Source organism: Rhodococcus sp. KB6, assembly GCF_001445685.1.
In the GTDB taxonomy this organism is placed as follows: Bacteria; Actinomycetota; Actinomycetes; order Mycobacteriales; family Mycobacteriaceae; genus Rhodococcus_F; species Rhodococcus_F qingshengii.
In genome coordinates this window covers 119,733-141,428 of sequence record NZ_LNAK01000134.1, presented here as the reverse complement: position 1 = coordinate 141,428, position 21,696 = coordinate 119,733, and the positions used below count along the sequence as shown (strand labels likewise).

Below are 21,696 nucleotides of genomic sequence, written 5' to 3'. Positions count from 1 at the left end.
TGACTGATGCGACGAACTACGACGATGCGTTGACAAAGAGAACTCACCTAACTGTTGAAACTGGTATGGGCAACCACTCCACAATACGGCAGCTACAAGGCAAATCCCAATTCGATCCACGAAAAAGTGGGCCGCCCCATATCGGACGACCCACCCTCGACTGACTTGTCTGCTCTATCGGCGCCGCTCGGAACGACGATCGTCGTCCTGGTAGTCGGGAACCCCCGAACCCGTTCGAAGCTGTTGACGACCACGCCCGACCGATCGAACCGTTCCGGTGAGGAACTCTTCGAACTCGGCCAACTTGGTGTCCACGTACAGGTCACACTCCGAACGCATCCTGTCGGACTCGGCATGAGCGGCGTCGATCACTCGCGCGGATTCCGCGTGAGCGGACTGGACAACCTCGGTCTGCGACACCAGACGAGCCTGCTCCGCCGTTCCCTCCGCCACCGAATGTTCGTACGAGGCCTGGCCGGACTCGATCATCCGATCGGCCTCGGCACGCGCCCGCCCGGTGACGGCCTCGTACTCACGACGGCCGTCGGTGACGGTCCGTTCCGCTTCTGCTTCGGCGTCCTCGACCAACTGATCGGCGTGCGCACGCGCTTCGGCAACCATGCGATCGGCCTGAGCCTTGGCATCGGACAGAATCCGGTCGGCGTCGTCGCGCGCGTTCTCCACAGTCGAGGTTGCCTCGGCATTGGCGCTGCTGACCGTCTTCTCGGCGTTTGCTCGCGCGTCACCGACCAATTTGTCGCGATGATCGAGGACGTCCTGAGCGTCGTCCAGCTCGCTCGGAATTGCGTCCCGGACGTCGTCGAGTAGCTCGAGTACGTCACCGCGAGGCACAACACACCCTGCGGTCATGGGAACACCGCGCGCCTCTTCGACAATTGCGACCAGTTCGTCCAGTGCCTCGAATACGCGGTACACAAGCAACCCCAATCTCTACCGGCCGAAATCGGCCCACATCGTCACCGGTCCACTCGGACCTGTGCCCGTTCCTGTCCAAGTTTGCCGGAAGAACGGCCAACGGGGTGTCGTCGTGGTCGGTGTGTCGGGGATCAGCTGTTTTCGGCTGCTCGCTCGGCGATACGTGCGAGTAGCCGAGAATGCACTTTGGCCGGCAACATGTCGGAGACGTCGCCGCCGAAAGTCGCGACTTCCTTCACCAGAGAACTCGACAGGTAGCTGTACGTCGGATTCGTGGCGACGAACAGTGTGTCGACGCCCGTGAGCTTCTGATTCATCTGAGCCATCTGCAGCTCGTAATCGAAGTCGTTCGCGCCGCGCAGACCCTTGACGATCGCGCTGAGGCCTTCTTGTTTCGCGTAGTCGACCAACAATCCGTGCCACGACGTGACGCGAACGTTGGGCAGGTGACTCGTCGCGTCTTCGAGCATCTCGATCCGCTCGTCGATCGTGAACATGCCACGCTTGCTCTTGTTGATCAGCACGGTGACCACGACCTCGTCGAATTGCGCAGCAACTCTTCCGATTACGTCGAGGTGACCGTTGGTCACAGGGTCGAAGGATCCGGGGCAGACGGCGCCAGTCATGAGTCCAGACCGTAGCAGGTGGCCAGCTCGATGCGGGCTTCACCGTAGTTCTTGGCCTTGATCGGCTCGTAGCCCTGAGGCCACACGGTCTCCGGCGAGCGCGACGATCGTTCGAGTACCACGATCGTGCCCTCCCCCACCCATTTGTTGGCCTGCAGATCGGTGAGCATGGACACGACGGCCTCGTCGGTCACCGCATACGGTGGGTCCGCGATCACGATGTCGTATTCACGCGCGCTCGGACCCGAGACCACGGCCGCAACCGGAGCGGCGCGAACCGTCGCCCCAGGCAACGCGACAGTGCCGATGTTCGCCTTGATGACGGCAGCAGCCTTGGCATCCGATTCCACGAGAACAACGTGCTCGGCTCCCCGCGAGAGCGCCTCGAGGCCGAGAGCACCCGAACCCGCAAAGAGGTCGAGAACCGCGCACCCTTCGAGATCGATGCGCGCTTCGAGAGCACTGAACAGCGCCTCACGAACCCGATCCGACGTCGGACGGGTGCCGCTCGGCGGGACTCGCAGGCGTCGACCGCCCGCGAGTCCCGAGATGATGCGTGTCACTCTGCGGCGCTCTCCCCCGTCGAGACGACTACCAGCAGGTCTCCGCCCTCGACCTGTTGGACGGCGCTGATCGCGATCCGAGAGACGACGCCGGCGCGCGGCGAGGTGATCGCCGCTTCCATCTTCATTGCTTCGATCGTGGCCACGGTGTCGCCGGCCTCGATCTTCTGGCCTTCCTTCACCGCGAGCGTCACGACGCCCGCGAACGGTGCAGCCACGTGGCCCGGGTTGTTCTTGTCGGCCTTCTCCGCCACCGGTACGTCACTGGCAATGGAGCGATCGCGGATCGAGACCGGGCGCAATTGGCCGTTCAGGATGCACATGACAGTGCGGTAGCCGCGCTCGTCGGGCTCGGAGATCGCTTCGAGACCGATGATCAGCTCAACGCCGGGAGCCAACTCGACGCGGTGTTCGTCGCCGCGCCGCAAACCGTAGAAGAACTGGTTCGCCGAAAGCCGCGACGTGTCACCGTACTTCTCGCGGTGTTCGAGGAATTCCTTTGTCGGGCCGGGGAACAGCAGACGATTCAGCGTCGCCTGACGGTCCTTCGACGAGCCCTCGAGCAGCACCTCGTCCTCAGCGGACAACGTCGCTTCGGGCTTGGCCTGGCCACGTCCTTCGAGTGCCTTGCTGCGGAACGGTTCCGGCCAACCACCGGGAGGCGTACCGAGTTCACCGCGCAGGAAGCCCACCACGGAGTCGGGAATGTCGAACTTCGCCGGATCTGCGGCAAACTCCTCCGAAGGCACGCCGGCGCCGACAAGGTGGAGGGCGAGGTCGCCGACGACCTTCGACGACGGCGTCACCTTCACGAGATGCCCGAGCATGCGGTCCGCGTCGGCGTACTTGGCTTCGACCTCTTCGAACCGGTCGCCGAGACCGAGAGCAACGGCCTGGGTCCGGAGATTGGAGAGCTGGCCGCCCGGAATCTCGTGCGTGTACACACGTCCCGTCGGCGCCGGCAGTCCGGATTCGAACGGCGCGTATACCTTTCGCAGCGCCTCCCAGTACGGTTCGAGGTCGCACACGTTCTGCAGGTTCAGTCCGGTGTCGAACTCGGAGTGCGCAGCGGCGGCAACGATGGCCGAGAGCGCAGGCTGACTGGTGGTTCCGGCCAGTGCCGCCGAAGCACCGTCGACTGCGTCGGCGCCCGCCTGCCACGCGGCGAAATACGTGGCCAACTGTCCACCGGGGGTGTCATGCGTGTGGACGTGAACCGGAAGATCGAAGTTGCTGCGTAGCGCCGTCACGAGCTTGGTGGCCGCCGGAGCGCGCAGCAGGCCCGCCATGTCCTTGATCGCGAGCACGTGAGCGCCCGCATCGACGATCTCTTCTGCCAACTTCAGGTAGTAGTCGAGCGTGTACAGCGTTTCGTTCGGATCCGACAGATCGCCGGTGTAGCTCAACGCCACCTCGGCGAGAGCCGTTCCGGTCTCACGCACCGCGTCGATGGCAGGGCGCATCTGGTCGACGTTGTTGAGCGCGTCGAAGATTCGGAAGATGTCGATGCCGGTGTCGGTGGCTTCCTGAACGAATGCGCGCGTGACCTTTTCGGGATACGGCGTGTAGCCCACCGTGTTTCGACCGCGAAGAAGCATCTGGAGGCAGATGTTGGGAATCGCCTCGCGCAGTGCGGCAAGCCGGTACCACGGATCCTCGTGCAGGAAGCGAAGTCCCACATCGTAGGTCGCGCCGCCCCAGGCTTCGATCGAGAGCAGTTCCGGCGTCAACCGCGCAACGTGCCCCGCTACTCCGAGCAGTCCGCTGGTTCGAACTCGCGTGGCCAACAACGACTGGTGCGCGTCACGGAAGGTGGTGTCGGTGACGCCGACTGCCTTCTGCTCACGCAGTGCCTTCGCGAAACCTTCGGGTCCGAGTTCGAGGAGGCGCTGACGGCTACCGGCAGGAGGGGGTGTCGAAAGATCGATCTTGGGCAGCTTGTCCTGCGGGTACACCGCCGAGGGACGCTCCCCGTGCGGCTTGTTGACAGTCACATCCGCGAGGTAGGTCAGGATCTTCGTGCCGCGGTCCGCCGAAGAACGCAGAGTCAGCAGCTGAGGACGTTCCTCGATGAAGGAGGTTGTCACGCGTCCCGCCCGGAAGTCCGGGTCGTCGAGAACCGCCTGCAGGAACGGAATGTTGGTCGAGACACCACGAATGCGGAACTCGGTGACCGCGCGGCGAGCTCTCGCCACAGCGGCTTCGAGGTTGCGACCGCGACAAGTGAGTTTGACCAGCATGGAATCGAAGTACGCTCCGACCTCGGCGCCGAGTGTGGCGCCACCGTCCAAGCGGATACCGGCTCCGCCCGGGGTGCGGTACGCGGTGATACGGCCGGTGTCCGGGCGGAATCCGTTTGCCGGATCCTCGGTCGTGATGCGGCACTGCAGCGCCGCGCCGCGAAGCTTGATCGTCTCCTGTGACAGACCAAGTTCTGCAAGCGTCGAACCGGACGCGATCTTGAGCTGCGACTGGACCAGGTCCACGTCCGTCACTTCTTCGGTGACGGTGTGCTCGACCTGAATTCGCGGGTTCATCTCGATGAAGACGTGGTTGCCGCGCTTGTCGAGAAGGAACTCGACGGTGCCCGCGCACGTGTATCCGATCTCCTTCGCGAAGGCGACGGCGTCGGCACAGATCTTGGCGCGCAACTCTTCGGAGAGATTGGGCGCCGGAGCGAGCTCGATCACCTTCTGGTGGCGACGTTGCAGCGAGCAGTCACGCTCGAAGAGGTGGATGACGTTGCCCTGCTCGTCGGCGAGGATCTGCACTTCGATGTGCCGGGGGTCGATGACGGCCTGCTCGAGGAAGACCGTCGAATCGCCGAAGGCCGATTCCGCTTCGCGCGCTGCGGCTTCGATCGATTCCTTGAGTTGTGAGCGCTCCGCAACGCGGCGCATTCCGCGCCCACCGCCGCCTGCGACAGCCTTGACGAAGAGCGGGAAGGTCATGTCCTCGGCGGCTGCGAGCAACTCGTCGATGTCCGCTGACGGCTCCGAAGACGCGAGCACCGGGAGACCGGCGGCCTTTGCCGCTGCGATGGCCCGAGCCTTGTTTCCGGTCAACTCGAGGATCTCGGCGGACGGGCCGACGAACTTGATGCCTGCCTCGGCACACGCCGCCGACAAGTCCGGGTTCTCGGAGAGGAAACCGTAACCGGGGTAGATGGCGTCGGCTCCGGCGCTCTTGGCGGCGGCGACGATTTCCTCGACCGAGAGATACGCGCGAACGGGGTGACCCTTCTCCCCGATCTGGTAGCTCTCGTCTGCCTTGAGACGGTGGATCGAATTCCGATCCTCGTACGGGAACACCGCGACGGTTCCGGCACCTAGTTCGTAGGCGGCGCGGAAGGCACGGATCGCAATTTCGCCGCGGTTCGCGACGAGCACTTTGGAGAACATTCGAGAAAACTACCCCGATTTCATCTTGCGTCTACATGCGGAGTCTCATATTTCGGACTGAATCGAGAAACCAACCCGGCGGTCCTCGTGCTATTCGATTTCAGCTTGTCGTCATACCCTTCACGACTTCTCGAGGTACTCGATCCGGTCGGAGTCCAGGGCGGCGGTCACCATGGAAGCGAGGGCGGGATGACCGTCGAGCGACGGATCGGAGTCGACGATTCCCTGAGCGAACTCCCTGGCGGACTCGAGGATGTCTCCATGGGCCATGAGGGAAAGCAGCCGCAGATTCGAGGTTGTGCCCGACTGCGCCGCACCGAGGATGTCTCCTTCACGTCTGGTCGCGAGGTCGAGTTGAGCCAGTTCGAACCCGTCGTTGGTCGCTGCCACCGCCGAGAGCCGCTCGTACGCCGGCCCCCCGGGATTGCTTCCGGTGACGAGGATGCACAGGCCCTGGTGTTTCCCTCGACCGACGCGGCCACGCAACTGATGGAGCTGACTGACGCCGAACCGCTCGGCGTCGACGATCACCATCACCGTCGCGTTCGGAACGTCGACACCGACTTCGACAACGGTCGTACAGACGAGGACGTCGATGTCACCGACGTTGAACGCGCTCATCACCACGTCCTTTTCGTCGGAAGGCAGTCGACCGTGCAGCAACCCGACTCGCAGATCGGCCAGCGGACCACTCGACAACTCTTCGAAGACGTCGACCGCCGACTTGGTCTCGGGCTGCTTCTCCTCGGTGAACTGGTCTTCGCCTGCACCCTGCTCGCCGTCACCGATCCGCGAGCACACGACATACGCCTGACGGCCGTCGGCTACGTCCTCACGGATTCGTTCCCATGCGCGATCGACCCACTGCGGCTTCTGCTTCGCGGGCACGACACTGCTCTTGATCGGGGTTCGCCCACGTGGAAGCTCTCGCAGGGTCGAGACCTCGAGGTCGCCGAGCACCGTCATGGCGATGGTTCGCGGAATCGGCGTTGCCGTCATCACCAGCAGATGCGGACTCAGTCCTTCACGGGCACGTGATCGCAACTGATCACGTTGCTCGACGCCGAAGCGGTGTTGCTCGTCGACGACAACCATGCCGAGGTTGAAGAACTCGACGTTGTCCTGAATGAGCGCATGGGTACCGATGACGATCCCGGCGTCGCCGGTCACGGCTTCGAGCAGAGCTGCGCGCTTCGCAGCGACTGGCAGCGAGCCGGTAAGAAGGGCAATACGGGTGGAATGTTCGGCAGAACCGAGTTCACCACCTGCAGCCAGCGAGCCCATCATCTTGCGCAGTGATCGCGCGTGCTGATTTGCCAGGACCTCGGTGGGTGCGAGCAACGCGCACTGATAACCCGCATCGACGACCTGCAGCATCGCGCGCAGAGCCACGATCGTCTTGCCTGACCCGACCTCGCCCTGAAGAAGGCGGCTCATCGGGTGTGGGCGGGCAAGGTCGGTGGAGATCTCCTCCGCGACTGCTTGCTGTCCCTCCGTCAGAGTGAACGGGAGCATCTCCTCGAACTGGTCCGCGATCCCGCCGGCGACCGGAGCGCAGGCCGGAGCCACACGCTCGGAATTGTCGTGACGACGCATCGCGAGGACCAACTGCAGAGACAGCGCCTCGTCGAAACGCAGACGATCCTGTGCTCGTTCGATGTCTTCCTTGGTATCTGGCAGGTGAACGGTGCGCAGCGCCTCGTCCAAACCGATGAATCCGTGCTCGGCCCGAGTCTCGGCGGGCAACGGCTCCTCGATCGGATCGAGTTGGTCTAGCACTTGCCGCACGCACCGCATGATGGTCCAGCTCTCGACCTCGCGGGTCGCCGGGTACAGCGGGATCAATGCGCGGTCGAAGACGGACAGATCGAGTTCGGCGCCGGGATCCTGATTTGCGCGAGCCAGGCCCGCAAGGTCACCGGCTCCCTTGATGGACGCAAGCGGAACTACCGAATCCTCTTCGCCGACACGAGGTTCCGGGAGAATCAGGTAGCTCGGATGAGTGAGAGACCACTTGCCGCGGAAGTACTTCACCGTCCCGGAGAACATCGCCCGAACGCCGGGCTTGATGACGTGCCGCACCTTCTGCGGGTTGAAGAACGTGACGTCGACGGTCTGCGAATCAGTCGCCAGCGATACTCGCAACATCTGCCCCGGACGGTTCTTCATCTTCACGACGGCGGCCGACGCCACCCGCGCGATGATGGTGATGTGCTCACCCTCGGGCGGCTCCTTCTCGGCGAGTTCCTTGCCTGCCGACGCGTACCGGTGTGGGTAGTGACGCAGCAGGTCCTCGACGGTGCGGATCTCGAACGCCTCGTCGAGCGCGTCCGCGGTCTTCTTTCCCAGCAGCCGATCGAGTGGGTCGGCGAGCGTCGCCATCAGTTCCTCCAGCACAGTGTCGCGGTAAGCACATGTGTTCGTATATCAGCAGTCACCGACAGACCAGGTTCGATCACTCCACACCCAACTGGAACAGGTCACCCGGCTGATCACCCTGATAGACGAGCACGTCGACGCCCGGGTGGTGCGCGACGACGTGCGCCTCGAGCTGCCCGGCCAGGTCGTCCGGCGCGTCGGCGCCCATGAGTAGGGTCACGAGTTCGCCGCCGGATCCGAGCGCGAGGTCGACCAGTCGCGCACTCGACTCCGCGACGTCGGGACCGATGAGCACCACCTCGTGCCCCATCAGACCGATCGCGTCACCCGGATCACATGTCCCGACGTAGGTCAGCGAACGCTCGACCGCGATCCGCAACGATCCCCAGCGCGTGGCGGCCGCCGCCTCGGACATCGTGAAGCCGTCGTCGGCGACGTTGCGCTGAGGGTCGTGAACGGCAAGTGCTGCCAGGCCCTGGACCATCGACGACGTCGACAGCAGCAGAACCTGGTGAAGCGGATCGCGTGCAGCGGCACTGACTGCGACGAGTTCCTGAGCGGTCAAAGCTCCGTTCGGAAGCACCAGAACTTCGCTGCGTTCCATCTGACGAATGCGGCCGAGCAGTTGTGCGCGTGTCACCGGCGCATCGTCGCACCGAAGAACCGTCGCACCCTCACTCTCGAACAACGCCGCCGCGCTGTCACCGGCAACGACGGCCAGTACGCCGCGCGCGCCGGCCCCGGGGAATCGCCTCTCCGCCCGTGCCACCAACTGGTCGCGTTCGTCGACGAGAAAACTGCTGATGCGAATACCGTGAACCTTCCCGGCCTCGAGGCCGGCTTCCACGGCTGCACCGGCATCGCAGCAATGCACGTGCACCGACCAGCCGCCGAAACCGTCGCTGACGATGACCGTCGAATCTCCGAGGACGGACAGCCGCGTGCGCAGCGCCGTCATGCGATCGTCGTCGGAGTCGTCGACGAGGTACATGACCTCGAAATCCTGTTCCGAGTGATCACCACATTCGATCGGGCTCTTGTGAGCCCAATCGTGATCGAATGCGCTGACGTCGACAACTGCGCTCGACCTCGGGTCCGGCGTCCCCAGATCTTCGCGAACCTGCGGCTTCCCGGTCAGCACCTCGACAAAAGCGTCGAGGATCAGAACCAGACCGAATCCCCCGGCATCGACCACCCCGGCGGACGCGAGAACGTCCAGTTGCTCCGGCGTCTTGTTCAGTGCGACCGCAGCGGCGTCGGCAGCGGCGGCAACCACGGATGCAAGATCCTCGCCGCTCGGTGTCCTGGTGTCGACGCACTCCTGCGCTGCTTCTCCCGATGCGCGCAATACCGTGACGATGGTGCCTTCCACCAGATCGGAGACAGCCCGAGAGGCCAGCGTCGTCGCCGTGGTCAGCGAGTTCGCGAAGCTTCGGCCGTCGATGTGCTCACCTTGAACGCTCTCGGCGATGCCCCGGATCACCTGGGAGAGGATCACTCCGGAATTACCGCGAGCACCGGACACGGCGCCCCGAGCCAGAGCGTTGGCGACGCGGCCCGCACTGCGGACGTCGTCCTCGATCGTCTCGGCGGAATCGAGTGCAGCCCGCATCGTGAACAGCAGATTGGTGCCGGTATCCGAATCAGGGATGGGAAAGACGTTGAGGCTGTTGATCTCACCGCGACGTTTCTGGAGGCTGTCGACCGCCCGGCGGGCCCAGCGCCGCAGCAGATGTCCGTCCGCGACGGATTCCGCTTCCTCGGCGACGCGTTGCACTTCCCCCACTGACGGTTCCCCTCGACGATGGAAAGACTGACGAAAAAAAAGAGATCGGTGATCGGTGCAGTCGAGGGTAGTCCGACGCTTCTGCGCAACCGTCATTACCGGGCGGTTTGGCCATTCGGGCCGGAAGCGGTTACTCTTACACGGTTGCCTCGAACGGGCTACACGAAATAATGCTGCACTTTGTTTGTTGCTGATTGACTGTTTTCACGTTCGGCTGCACAGTGAGCGGTCAAGGATCGGTTCGAAGTCGAGTATATTCGGATTGTAATTCTGGCTGCCCTACCGTGTAGGGTAACCACTTCAATATTCATTTCTAACAAGGAGTTCGCGACTATGGCTGCCGTCTGCGACGTATGCGCCAAGGGGCCCGGCTTCGGTAAGTCGGTCTCGCACTCGCACCGGCGTACCAATCGTCGCTGGAACCCGAACATTCAGTCTGTTCGTACCGAGGTTGCCCCGGGTAACACCCGTAAGGTCAACGTGTGCACCTCCTGCCTGAAGGCAGGCAAGGTCGCTCGGGGCTGATTGCCCGAGCACAAACTATTGCAGGCTCTGCCCCCGTCACTTCGGTGACGGGGGCAGAGCTGTATCTATGTGGCTGTATCTATGTGTCCCCGTGTTTCGTATGGCTGTCGGACACCCGTAATGTGCGTTGAGTGACTTCCATCGATGACCTGAGCAAAGTGACCCTCGACGAGGGCGTACTCCGCATCACCATTTCCACCGCCGCCAACGGCACCTCCCTCGACGACGAAGGACTGGTTCAGGGCGCGCAGGCGCTCGAGACAGTCGGAAACGACATCGGGAGCATCCTTCTGGTCGGCGAAGGCGCAAACTTCTGTGCCGGCGGCAACGTCCGTGCGTTCGCCGCAGCCCCTGACCGCGGCGAGTACGTCGCCGAGGTTGCCCGCGTCTTCCACGTGTTCGTTCGCGCGCTCGACGCTGCGACCGCTCCAGTGGTGGCCGGGGTCCACGGATGGGCCGCCGGCGCCGGAATGAGCCTGGTCTGCCTCGCCGACGTCGCAATCGGCGGCACCGGCACCAAGCTTCGCCCCGCGTACCCCTCCATCGGTTTCACCCCGGACGGCGGAATGTCGTGGACGCTTCCACGCATCGTCGGCGTGGCACGCGCTCGCGAGATTCTTCTCAACGATTCGGTGATCGGTGGCGACGAAGCCGTCCGCCTGGGGATCCTCACCCGACTCGTCGGTGACGACGAGGTCCAAGAAGAGGCAGCTCGCCTCGCCCGCGCTCTGGCCAACGGACCGAGTACGTCGTACTCGGGAATCAAAGCACTGCTGCGTTCGTCTCGGACGAACTCGCTCGCCGAGCAACTCGACGCCGAAGCCGCGTCCATCGCCATCGCAGCGAACAGCCCGATCGGACGCGAGGGCGTCGACGCGTTCGTCGACAAGCGTCGGCCCGATTTCACTTCCGCAAAGCAAGCCTAGTCGAACTGCCGTGCCGAACGTCGCGACTCGACGTTCGGCAGGCCGGTTCGTGCAGACACCGTTCGATCAGCCCAGATTCCAGTCGACCGGATCGGCTCCGAGTCCGGTCAAGAGTTCGTTCGCACGACTGAAGGGGCGCGAACCGAAGAAGCCACGCGAGGCCGAAAGCGGTGACGGGTGCGCGGATTCGATGATCGGTGTGTCGCCGAGCATCGGCGCGAGAGTGGCCGCGTCACGACCCCACAAGATCGCCACCATCGGCGACGACCGCGCGACCAGAGCGCGGATAGCCTGCTCGGTCACCGGCTCCCAGCCCTTCTTACGATGAGAAGCGGCTTGACCCGGCTGCACGGTGAGAACGCGATTGAGAAGCAGCACACCTTGTTTCGACCACGGTGTCAGATCGCCGTTCGGCGGTATCGGCAACCCGAGATCCTGGTGATACTCCTTGTAGATGTTGCCGAGACTTCGCGGAACCGGCCGCACGTCCGGTGCAACCGAAAAGCTCAACCCGACAGCGTGACCGGGCGTCGGATAAGGGTCCTGACCGACGATGAGCACCCGAACGTCGTCGAACGGATTCGTGAATGCACGCAAGACGTTCTCTCCCGCAGGCAGATACTCCCGTCCCGCAGCGATCTCTTCGCGCAAGAACTTACCCATCGCGGAGATCTGCTCCGAGACCGGTTCGAGTGCTCGCGCCCACCCTGGGTCGACGATCTCTGCAAGCGGCGCCATCAGTCGAGCCTGCGCAACGCGTCGCGGTAGTACGCCGCATTGGCTGCGTACATCTTGACGTTGCCGTCGAGGTGACCGAGCGGAACCTCGTATCCCGCACGGACCTTGGCGGGGACACCGAGTGCCATGCTGCGCGGCGGAACCTGCATCTTGTTGGCCACCACCGCACCAGCGGCGACGATCGACCCCGTCCCGATCACCGTTCCGTTGAGAACAACTGACCCCGACGCGATCAGGCAATGGTCCTCGATGGTCGATCCCTCGATGTGCGCGTTGTGGCCCACGACGCAACCGGAACCGATGACAGTCGCATCGACGGCGGTGCAATGGATGACGGTTCCGTCCTGGATGTTCGATCCAATTCCCACCGAAATGGTTCCGTAGTCACCACGCAATACCGCTTGCGGCCAGATCGAGGTACCCGCTGCGAGAGTCACGGCGCCGATCACCACCGCGTCCGGGTGGACGTATGCGTCCGGATGAATGTCCGGAACTCTGTCTCCAAGTGCGTATACAGCCATGAAAGCAACCTATACCGCGGTGGTACCGGTGGTCGAAAAGCTGTGCCAGCCCCCGCCGCTCTCGCGAAGCGAACCGTCGACGCTCACGCCCGAACCGGCGGCAACCTCACCGATCACGATCCAACCCGACGGAATCTCGACCTCAGGCCCGAAAGTTGCTGCAAATCCGTGATCTTCACCACCGGAGAGGATCCAGTCCAGCGGATCGACGTCGAGCGCCTCGGCCGCCGATTCGACATCCGGTGAGGTCGGAACCGCAGCCGAGAAGATGTCGAACCGCACGTGCGAGGCCTCTGCGAGATGTCGAAGGTCCGCGATCAATCCGTCGGACACGTCCGTCATGGAATGTGCTGATTCTGCGGCGTCCCATGCCGATTGATACGGCGGATTCGGAACGCGATGGGAGGCAAGCAAATCTGGAAAGTTTGCGGGCTTGTCGAGCAGTACGGCTTCGTCGAGCAGTAGTGCCAACCCTGCTGCCGAGCAACCGAACAACCCGGCGACCGCGATCTTGTCACCGATCTTTGCTCCCGAACGCAGAACTGCCGCACGGCCACCGAGATCGCCGAGCACGGTCACCGACACCACGATCACCGGTGACTGGACCAGGTCACCGCCGACCACACCGGCACCCAGATCGGTTGCCGCGTCCCAGATTCCCGCGGAGATTGCGTCGACCACGTCGACGGGTGTCGAAGACGGGCACCCCAGAGACACCGTGAAGGCCGTCGGACGCGCTCCCATCGAGACCACATCAGCAGCGTTCTGTGCCACTGCCTTCCGGCCGATGTCGCGTGGTGAAGACCAATCCATTCGGAAATGACGACCTTCGACCAACATGTCGGACGAGACGACCACACGGCCGTCTCCGGAAGTCACGATGGCGGCATCGTCACCCGGCCCCAATTCAGTGGTGACCGGTTGGATTCGTCCGAGAAGAGATCGCGCGATCACGTCGAACTCCCCCACCTGCTCGACAGTGGGCTCCGACCCGAACTCCGATGATGCAGCGAACTCCGATGATGCAGTGAACTCCGACGATGCGATGAGTCTCTCCAATGCCGACGCAATTCGCTCGTAAGCGGCCTGCGGTACCTTCTAGCTGTGGTCGTGAATGCTTCTGCAAGCTCACGCGTGTGTCGGCAATCCTACCGATTCACCGACATGCTCTCAGAAGTGACAAGACCGCTGATCGACTGGACCAGGACCCGAGCGAAGAACTGAGCATGGCAGAAAACACCTCCACCGCAGACAACGCCGACATCGACCCCGACGGCGACGACGATCCGTCAGAGCGCCGCAGTCCGGCGCTGATCGCCACCGCCATCGCACTCCCGGTAGCCCTGATCGTCGGAGTAGTGATCGCGGCCGTCGTCGCGGGAAACAACCCTGAACTCTCGCCGGTTGCATTGGGACCCGTGCCGGCACCGGCAGCGGAGTCGCCGGCCTGCGTTTCCCTTCTCGGCGCGCTCCCCGACAAGATCGACGACTTCACGAAAGCCGAATTGGTAGAACCTGCTCCGGCCGGTGCGGCAGCGTGGCAGCGCAGCGAAGGAGAGCCGATCGTCTTGCGCTGCGGACTCGACCGTCCGTCCGAGTTCGACCAGGCTGCAGCACTACAGGTTGTGAACGGTGTCCAGTGGTTCCAGGTCTCGGGAACCGACATCGGTTTGGCGGCGAGCACTTGGTTTGCCGTAGACCGCGGTGAATACATCGGTATCACGATCCCCGACGGGACCGGTCCGACGCCGATTCAGGAAATCTCCGACACCATCACGGCGACCCTCGAACAGAAGCCTCTCGACCCGGCGCCGGTCGCGGTTCCCTGATCAGCGAAGGCCGGTGCCGCGAGCGACGGCGGTGTCGACCAGAGTCGAAATCAAAGTGCGGTAATCGATTCCGGTGGCGTTCCACATCTTCGGGTACATCGAGATGGAAGTGAACCCGGGCATCGTGTTGATCTCGTTGATCACCGGGCCGTCAGCCGTGACGAAGAAATCGACCCGCGAGAGTCCCTGGCAATCGAGTGCCTTGAACGCGCGGACAGCAAGCTCCCTGATCTGGTCGCTCACCGACTCGTCGAGTTTCGCGGGGATGTCGAATTCACAGACGTCGTCGAGGTACTTGGTGTCGAAGTCGTAGAACGCGTCCGAATCGGCGTCGGAATCCGGCATCCGGATCTCGGCGACCACACTCGCCTTGACGTCGCCGTTCGGGAATTCGAGGACGCCGCATTCCACCTCGCGGCCGATGATCGCGCCTTCGACGATCACCTTGGGATCGTGCAGGCGTGCATGAGCGATCGCCCCGTCCAGACCGTCCCAATTGCTCACCCGAGTGATGCCGATGGACGAGCCTCCACGAGCGGGCTTGACGAAAACCGGAAGGCCCAATTCCGCCTTCTGCTCTTCGGTCAGCGTTGCGGTTCCCGGTCGAAGCACGACCTGCACTCCGACGGGAAGTCCTTCAGCAGCAAGAAGCTTCTTCGTGAACTCTTTGTCCATGCCGGCGGCGCTGGCCAGAACTCCGGGTCCGACGTACGGAACCCCGGCAAGTTCGAGCAGACCCTGGATCGTGCCGTCTTCGCCGTAAGCCCCATGAAGAACGGGGAACACGACGTCGACCGACGCGAGCACAGCACCGGCGTCGGAGCCGTCGAAGGAGATGACCTCGCCCTCGCGGGTGGGGTCCGCGCTGAGGACCACCGACGTTCCGTCTTTGTCGACCGACGGCAGCGCGCGCCCGCTGATCGCGAGGGAACTGGGGTCGCTCGAACCGAGCACCCAGGAACCGTCGACGGTGATGCCGATCGGTACGACGTCGTACCGATCGGGGTCGAGGTTGCTCAGGACGCTTCCGGCGGAAACACAGGACACTGAATGCTCATTGCTCCGGCCACCGAAGATCACGGCCACGCGGGTACGACTGCTGTTCACGCGTCAAACCGTACCGCCGAATCGACTGCGGCACGCGATCGGGCCGGACCGATTTCGTCGACCCGGCCCGTTTACGCGTCGAGTGCGCGCTCGATGTCGGCCAGGAGATCGGCGGTGTCCTCGATGCCACAAGCGATTCGGACAAACCCCGCACTGACCGGATCGCCCCAGCGCGCACGGCGATCCGCCGTCGTGTGGATCCCGCCGAAGCTGGTAGCAGCCGTGACGAGAGCGCTCGCTTCGACGAACGAGTGGAAGGCCTGAGCCGAATCCAACTCGACGCTCACCAATCCGCCGAATCGATTCATCTGACCGGATGCCGTTGCGTAGGACGGGTCACCGCGAAGGCCGGGGTAACGAACGGACCGGACTGCTTTGTGATTTACCAACATCTCGGCAAGCGCCAGCGCGTTGTCGCACTGACGCCCGAATCGCAGGCCTGCCGTGCCGAGGCTCCGGTGCGCAAGCCACGTCTCGAAGGGGCCGAGCACCGTTCCCGAGAGAAGTCGCTCACGCTCGATTTGCCGACTCACTGCCGCATCGGAGGTGGCGACGTAACCCATCAGGAGGTCACTGTGCCCGCTGAGAGCCTTGGTACCGCTGGCCACCACGACGTCGGCACCCAATTCGAGCGGGCGCTGACCCAGCGGTGTCGCGGTCGTGTTGTCGACGATCAGCAGCGCACCCGAACGGTGGCACACGTCGGCGAGCACGCGAAGGTCGACCACGTCCAGCACCGGGTTGGACGGCGTCTCGGCGACGACGACCACGCGGCCCGGTGACGCGTCGAGCAGATCTACGAAGCTCGCGTCGCCCATCTGCAGAGTCGAAACCTCGCGAACGGTGATTCCCAACGGCGCGAGGCGCTCGTTCGCGTACAACCGCACTTGGTAGTACCCGTCCGAGGGCACGACGACGGTATCCCCCGCGACGAGGACGCTGCGCAAGGTAGCGGTGATCGCGGACATCCCCGATCCCATGACGAGGGCGTGGTCCGCTCTCTCGAGCGCCGCGAGCGCGGATTCGAGTCCGCGCCAACCCGGGTTCGACGCACGTGCATAGGTATCGGACTCGGAACCTTCGTCCGCCGAAAGTTGGTACGGCGCAGCGAATATCGGGCCCAGTTGCATGGGCTGACCCGCGGCGTGTTCGCGCGCGACGGCGCTCACGCTGCGCGTCGAATCCCCGTAATCCTCGAAGCGACCCACACCGATTTCACTCATTCCGGCTTCGTCCGGCGTCCGAGCAACTGACCGATCGCATCGCTGACGGCCATGCCTTCGTGGCACACCCGGTGGACCGCGTCGGTCAACGGCATCTCCACGTCGTATCCGGCAGCGAGTGCGCGTACCGACGTGCACGACTTCACACCCTCGGCGACCTGACCGTTGGTTGCCTTCTGTGCCGACTCCATCGACCCGCCTCGTCCGAGCCGCTCTCCGAACGTCCGGTTTCGCGACAACTCGGACGTGCAGGTCGCTACCAGGTCACCGACACCCGCCAAGCCTGCAAGAGTCGACGCCTTGGCGCCGAGCGCAACGCCGAGACGAATCGTCTCGGCGAGCCCACGGGTGATGATGCTGGCGACCGTGTTGTCGCCGAATCCACTGCCGGCGGCCATGCCGCAGGCCAGCGCGATCACGTTCTTACACGCACCACCGATCTCGCAACCGATGACGTCGGAGTTGGTGTACGGCCTGAAATAGCCCGTAGCACAAGCATCCTGGAGAGCGAGGGCACGCGAGGAATCCGAACAGGCGATCACCGTCGCCGCGGGCTGCCCGCCGGCGATCTCGTGTGCAAGATTCGGGCCCGAGAGCACCGCGACTCGCCCCGGTTCCACGCCGGTCACCGACACGATGACCTGGCTCATCCGCATGAGCGTCCCGGTCTCGATTCCCTTGGCCAGACTCAGCAGAGTCGCATCGGGCCCGATCGAGCCTTTCCACTGCTCCAGGTTTGCTCGTAGCGACTGCGAGGGAACCGCCAGCACGATGAAGTCAGCACCTGCCATCGCCTCCTCGTGGTGGTGGGTCGCGCGAATCGACGAAGGCAAAGCAATGCCTGGCAGATAGTCGCTGTTCTCGTGCGTGGTGTCGATGCGCTTCGCGACCTCTTCACGCCTGGCCCACATCGTCACGTCGGTTCCGGCCTCGGCCATCACCTTCGCCAACGCCGTTCCCCACGAACCTGCGCCCAATACAGCTGCCTTACTCACACGCTCACCCCGTCTACCCGGCGAAGCGGGTCGCCGCCAGAAAAATCGTCTGCACAGAGTATCGCCTGTGGTGCACTGCGGTGGGCAGCCGCGGACACCGAGCGTGATGACTGGCAAGATCGAGGGATGGACAGCGCGGAACCCCCGTACCCACACGCCGTGGAGACACCGCATGCGCGCACGGAGATCGAACGCCCCATGCATGCGATAGTGGCCGTCAAGTCCTTGAGATCGGCCAAGTCCCGCCTCGCGGGCGAACTCGACTCGGACGCGCGTGCAGACCTCGTGTTGGCCATGCTTCACGACACCCTCGCCACAGTTGCAGCCGTCTCGGCCATCGACAGCGTCACAGTGGTCACCCCGGACCCCACCGTTGCCGCCCTTGCATATTCCGTCGGCGTGACGGTCTACGCCGATCCAGCTCCCGACGGCGCCCGAACCAACGGCGCAACACCGCGCACGGAGGAAACCCTCAACGCGGCGTTGAGTGCAGCGGCCGCCGATATCCGAGCCAAGCGCGGAGTGGTCGACCTCGTTGTGCTGCAAGCCGACTTGCCCGCCATGCAACCGAGCGAACTGACGGAGGCCGTGGCCGCGGCCCGAAGCGGCGGACGTTCAGTCGTCGTCGATCACCACGGCACCGGCACTTCCGCATTGTTTGCGTGCGGCGAAAGCGCACTCGACCCTCGGTTCGGGCCGGAATCCGCACTTGGACATGCCAATTCAGGTGCTCGTCCACTCAACGGCCAATGGCCGGGACTGCGCACCGACGTCGACACCCATGCCGATCTCGGCACTGTGCGAGCACTGGGAGTAGGCCCCGCGACATCGGCTTCGTTGACCAGACTCAAGGCCACGCCGTCGAACAGTCGATGAATTTTCTTTCATCGATTGTCGGACCGCGCGATTGTGGGGGATGATCGACGAGTGAGCAATGGCGAAGCACTCGAAAACCGTATTTCCGAAGACCAGTCGGACGGAGACCACAGCTCCGGCCGGCACGAGAACGGCGCGGCCACCTCGCCGCGATCTCAGGCCGTCGCGGTCGCCACCAACATCCCGGGCGCTCCCCCTGCAGCTACCAAGGCAGAGCTACCCGAATTGCTCGTCGGACTTCCCGAGGATCGTTACCTCAACCGCGAACTCAGCTGGCTCGATTTCAATGCCCGTGTTCTCGCATTGGCTGCCGACGAGTCACTGCCGTTGCTCGAACGCGCAAAGTTCCTCGCCATCTTCGCTTCCAATCTCGACGAATTTTTCATGGTCCGGGTCGCCGGACTCAAGCGCCGCGACGAGACGGGACTGTCGGTCAGGTCCGCCGACGGCCTCTCCCCACGCGAACAATTGGCGCTCATCGCGCGTCGCACCCAGGAACTCGCTGACAAGCACGCACACGTGTTTCTCGACTCGGTCCGCCCTGCCCTGGCGGCAGAAGGCATTTCAATTGTTCGATGGGCCGACCTCAGTGCCGACGATCACGGCCGGCTCTCGGCGCATTTCCACGAGCAGGTCTTCCCGGTACTGACGCCGTTGGCAGTCGATCACGCCCACCCGTTCCCCTACATCAGCGGACTGAGCCTCAACCTCGCCGTGACAGTGAAGGACTCCGTCACCCGCGGCGAACACTTCGCTCGCGTCAAGGTTCCCGACAACGTCGGCCGGTTCGTGCGAGTCAAGAGCACGACATCTTCGTCCACCATCGATTCTTTCCTCCCGATGGAAGAACTGATTTCGGCTCATCTGGACGTGCTGTTCCCCGGAATGGAAATCGTCGAACATCACGCTTTCCGAATCACACGCAACGCCGATTTCGAGGTCGAAGAAGATCGGGACGAGGATCTGCTGCAGGCACTCGAACGTGAATTGGCGCGTCGTCGTTTCGGTTCACCCGTTCGCCTCGAAGTTGCCGACGACATGACCGAGCACATGCTCGAACTGCTTCTGCGTGAACTCGACGTCGATCCGGCCGACGTGATCGAGGTTTCCGGTCTCCTCGACTTGTCCTGCCTCTGGCAGGTTTACGCCGTCGACCGCCCCGCTCTCAAAGACGCTCCGTTCGTCCCGGCGACGCATCCGGCGTTCGGTGAACGCGAGACTCCGAAGAGCGTGTTCTCGACCCTGCGCGAAGGCGACGTGCTCGTCCACCACCCATACGACTCGTTTTCCACAAGCGTTCAACGCTTCATCGAACAGGCCGCCGCCGACCCGCAGGTGCTCGCGATCAAGCAGACCCTGTACCGCACTTCCGGCGACTCCCCCATCGTCAATGCACTGATCGACGCCGCCGAAGCGGGCAAGCAGGTTGTCGCGCTGGTGGAGATCAAGGCCCGCTTCGACGAGCAGGCCAACATCAAGTGGGCACGCAAACTCGAGCAGGCCGGCGTTCACGTCGTCTACGGTCTCGTCGGTCTCAAGACTCACTGCAAGACGTGCCTCGTCGTCAGACGAGAGGGCTCGACCATTCGTCGTTACTGCCACATCGGCACGGGCAACTACAACCCGAAGACCGCGCGCATGTACGAGGACGTCGGATTGCTCACCGCAGCACCGGAGATCGGTGCAGACCTCACCGACCTCTTCAACTCGCTGACCGGATACTCCCGAAAGACGAGCTACCGCAACCTTCTCGTAGCGCCGTACGGGGTTCGCCGCGGGATCATCGAGCGGATCGACAACGAGATCGCTCACAAGCTCGCAGGCCGCGATGCCGGTATCCGCTTGAAGGCCAACGCATTGGTCGACGAGCAGGTCATCGACGCGTTGTACCGCGCATCCAAGGCCGGTATCCCCGTCGAGATCGTGGTCCGCGGAATCTGCGCGCTCAAGCCGGGCGTTCCCGGCCTCAGCGAAAACATCGAAGTACGTTCCATTCTCGGACGCTTCCTCGAACACTCGCGAATGTTCCATTTCCGCTCGGCCGACGAATTCTGGATCGGCAGCGCAGACATGATGCACCGCAACCTCGATCGCCGCGTCGAGGTCATGGTGCAGGTCAAGGACCCGAAACTGTCGAAGCAACTCGGTGACATCTTCGACTCCGCGCTCGATCCCCGAACTCGCTGCTGGGTACTGCATCCGGACGGGAGTTGGGTCGCTGCCCCCGAACGCGGTGAGGACGTACGTGAGCATCAACAGTCGTTGATGCGCAGCCGCACCGCCAGCGGGTCTTGACGGGCTCGGATCACACAATGAACGACAAGCCGGTCAAAGCCAACATCTTTGCCGCAGGCGCGGTTCTGTGGCGGAAGGCTCCTCAGGATCCTTCCGCCATCGAGATCGCCGTCGTACATCGACCGAAGTACGACGACTGGTCATTCCCCAAAGGAAAGCTCGATCCCGGCGAGACCTTCTTGACCGCAGCAGTTCGGGAGGTCCGCGAAGAGACCTCGATCACCGGACGTTTCGGAAGGCACCTCGGTGGCGTGACGTACCCGATCCCGGGACATCGCAAACTCAAACGGGTCGAATACTGGTCGGCCGAAGCAGTGGACGGAGATTTCGGGCCGAATAGCGAAGTGGATGTTCTCTATTGGCTTCCGGTCACCGAGGTCGCCGATCATCTTTCCTACCCGATGGATCGAATGATTCTTCGCCGCTTCGTTTCCCTTCGGCCTGACACGAAAACGGTATTACTCGTCCGCCACGCAAAAGCTGGGAGCCGTAAGCGATACAAGGGCGACGACAATGTGCGTCCACTCGACGCCAAGGGCAAAGAGCAATCCGCCGCCTTGGTCGAACAGCTGAAAATCTTCGGAGCCGATTCGGTTTTCGCGGCTGACCGTACGCGCTGCATCGACACTGTGATGCCATTGGCGGAGGCATTGGGTGTAGAGATTTCGACGGAACCTCTTCTGACCGAAGAAGGTTACGAGGCCGATCCCGACGCCGCCAGGGCGCGTGCGCTGCAGATCGCCGCACTGGAGGGCACTCCCGTAATCTGCAGCCAAGGAGGCGTCATCCCCGATTTGATGCGCTGGTGGGCTGATACGGCCGGTGTAACACTGCCCTCGGCGCGCAACCGTAAGGCGAGCACTTGGGTGCTCTCGTTCCTCGACGGCCGTCTGGTAGCCGCGGATCACCTCGACAGCCCGCTCCCCAAAGTCGCCAACTCCTGAGGGATTTGGACCAACCGACGCCCAGC

At 63.4% G+C, this 21,696-nt stretch carries 18 protein-coding genes; 6 read left to right on the top strand and 12 right to left on the bottom strand.

All coding sequences use genetic code 11. From position 1 onward, the window contains the following. Positions 1 to 174: 174 nt before the first annotated feature. The 6 genes from ASU23_RS20590 to ASU23_RS20565 form a co-directional block, all read right to left on the bottom strand. On the bottom strand, positions 175 to 936 hold the full coding sequence (locus ASU23_RS20590; protein ID WP_003942696.1) for a DivIVA domain-containing protein: 762 nt from the start codon (positions 934 to 936) through the stop codon (positions 175 to 177). A gap of 131 nt (positions 937 to 1,067) precedes the next feature. After that, positions 1,068 to 1,562 (bottom strand): pantetheine-phosphate adenylyltransferase, encoded by a 495-nt coding sequence (gene coaD, locus ASU23_RS20585; RefSeq protein ID WP_003942776.1) that lies wholly within the window; start codon positions 1,560 to 1,562, stop codon positions 1,068 to 1,070. Then, positions 1,559 to 2,125 carry a 16S rRNA (guanine(966)-N(2))-methyltransferase RsmD gene (gene rsmD, locus ASU23_RS20580; protein ID WP_030535425.1) on the bottom strand — a complete coding sequence of 189 codons (567 nt, stop codon included), beginning with the start codon at positions 2,123 to 2,125 and terminating at the stop codon, positions 1,559 to 1,561. Before rsmD ends, coaD begins: the two co-directional genes overlap by 4 nt. Next, on the bottom strand, positions 2,122 to 5,526 hold the full coding sequence (locus ASU23_RS20575; RefSeq protein WP_058038614.1) for a pyruvate carboxylase: 3,405 nt from the start codon (positions 5,524 to 5,526) through the stop codon (positions 2,122 to 2,124). The genes rsmD and ASU23_RS20575 overlap by 4 nt, the downstream gene beginning before the upstream one ends. Positions 5,527 to 5,646: 120 nt before the next feature. Next, positions 5,647 to 7,908 (bottom strand): ATP-dependent DNA helicase RecG, encoded by a 2,262-nt coding sequence (recG, locus tag ASU23_RS20570; RefSeq protein ID WP_003942757.1) that lies wholly within the window; start codon positions 7,906 to 7,908, stop codon positions 5,647 to 5,649. Positions 7,909 to 7,981: 73 nt separating this feature from the next. Then, the gene (locus ASU23_RS20565) at positions 7,982 to 9,691 is read right to left on the bottom strand and encodes a DAK2 domain-containing protein (RefSeq protein ID WP_003942755.1); all 1,710 of its coding nucleotides are present in this window, start codon (positions 9,689 to 9,691) and stop codon (positions 7,982 to 7,984) included. A gap of 333 nt (positions 9,692 to 10,024) precedes the next feature. On the opposite strand from ASU23_RS20565, the gene rpmB reads away from it, so the two are divergent. Next, positions 10,025 to 10,216 (top strand): 50S ribosomal protein L28, encoded by a 192-nt coding sequence (gene rpmB, locus ASU23_RS33520; RefSeq protein WP_003942669.1) that lies wholly within the window; start codon positions 10,025 to 10,027, stop codon positions 10,214 to 10,216. A 131-nt stretch (positions 10,217 to 10,347) separates the two neighbouring features. Next, a complete protein-coding gene (locus tag ASU23_RS20560) occupies positions 10,348 to 11,142 on the top strand; it encodes an enoyl-CoA hydratase-related protein (protein ID WP_003942812.1) in 795 nt (264 codons plus the stop codon). Positions 11,143 to 11,208: 66 nt separating this feature from the next. Here ASU23_RS20560 and ASU23_RS20555 read toward each other — a convergent pair whose 3' ends face one another. The 3 genes from ASU23_RS20555 to ASU23_RS20545 are packed head-to-tail and all read right to left on the bottom strand — an operon-like array spanning position 11,209 to position 13,460. Further along, the gene (locus tag ASU23_RS20555; protein WP_020907272.1) at positions 11,209 to 11,880 is read right to left on the bottom strand and encodes a uracil-DNA glycosylase; all 672 of its coding nucleotides are present in this window, start codon (positions 11,878 to 11,880) and stop codon (positions 11,209 to 11,211) included. Next, on the bottom strand, positions 11,880 to 12,401 hold the full coding sequence (locus tag ASU23_RS20550; protein WP_003942761.1) for a gamma carbonic anhydrase family protein: 522 nt from the start codon (positions 12,399 to 12,401) through the stop codon (positions 11,880 to 11,882). Before ASU23_RS20550 ends, ASU23_RS20555 begins: the two co-directional genes overlap by 1 nt. A gap of 9 nt (positions 12,402 to 12,410) precedes the next feature. Continuing rightward, positions 12,411 to 13,460, bottom strand: coding sequence for a thiamine-phosphate kinase (locus ASU23_RS20545; protein ID WP_172827078.1), 1,050 nt, complete (start codon positions 13,458 to 13,460; stop codon positions 12,411 to 12,413). A 77-nt stretch (positions 13,461 to 13,537) separates the two neighbouring features. Between ASU23_RS20545 and ASU23_RS20540 the strand changes: the two genes are divergently transcribed. Then, positions 13,538 to 14,230 carry a DUF3515 domain-containing protein gene (locus tag ASU23_RS20540; protein WP_003942765.1) on the top strand — a complete coding sequence of 231 codons (693 nt, stop codon included), beginning with the start codon at positions 13,538 to 13,540 and terminating at the stop codon, positions 14,228 to 14,230. Here the strand turns inward: ASU23_RS20540 and ASU23_RS20535 are convergent, their stop codons facing one another. From ASU23_RS20535 to ASU23_RS20525, 3 genes are all read right to left on the bottom strand, one after another. Beyond that, complete coding sequence (locus tag ASU23_RS20535; protein WP_042450837.1) at positions 14,231 to 15,337, bottom strand: D-alanine--D-alanine ligase family protein; 1,107 nt, start codon at positions 15,335 to 15,337, stop codon at positions 14,231 to 14,233. A gap of 71 nt (positions 15,338 to 15,408) precedes the next feature. Then, positions 15,409 to 16,560, bottom strand: coding sequence for a cystathionine gamma-lyase (locus ASU23_RS20530; RefSeq protein ID WP_058038613.1), 1,152 nt, complete (start codon positions 16,558 to 16,560; stop codon positions 15,409 to 15,411). Further along, positions 16,557 to 17,555: an NAD(P)H-dependent glycerol-3-phosphate dehydrogenase gene (locus tag ASU23_RS20525; protein ID WP_030535420.1), complete on the bottom strand. Its 999-nt coding sequence runs from the start codon at positions 17,553 to 17,555 to the stop codon at positions 16,557 to 16,559. Before ASU23_RS20525 ends, ASU23_RS20530 begins: the two co-directional genes overlap by 4 nt. A gap of 126 nt (positions 17,556 to 17,681) precedes the next feature. Between ASU23_RS20525 and cofC the strand changes: the two genes are divergently transcribed. From cofC to ASU23_RS20510, 3 genes are read left to right on the top strand one after another with little or no spacing between them, the layout of a single operon-like run. Further along, positions 17,682 to 18,431, top strand: a complete 750-nt coding sequence (gene cofC, locus ASU23_RS20520; RefSeq protein WP_080552786.1) for a 2-phospho-L-lactate guanylyltransferase — start codon at positions 17,682 to 17,684, stop codon at positions 18,429 to 18,431. 51 nt (positions 18,432 to 18,482) lie between these two features. Then, entirely contained in the window at positions 18,483 to 20,726 is a 2,244-nt protein-coding gene (locus tag ASU23_RS20515; protein ID WP_003942685.1) for an RNA degradosome polyphosphate kinase, read from the top strand. A gap of 17 nt (positions 20,727 to 20,743) precedes the next feature. Continuing rightward, positions 20,744 to 21,670, top strand: a complete 927-nt coding sequence (locus tag ASU23_RS20510; RefSeq protein WP_058038612.1) for a bifunctional NUDIX hydrolase/histidine phosphatase family protein — start codon at positions 20,744 to 20,746, stop codon at positions 21,668 to 21,670. The last annotated feature ends 26 nt before the right edge of the window (positions 21,671 to 21,696 follow it).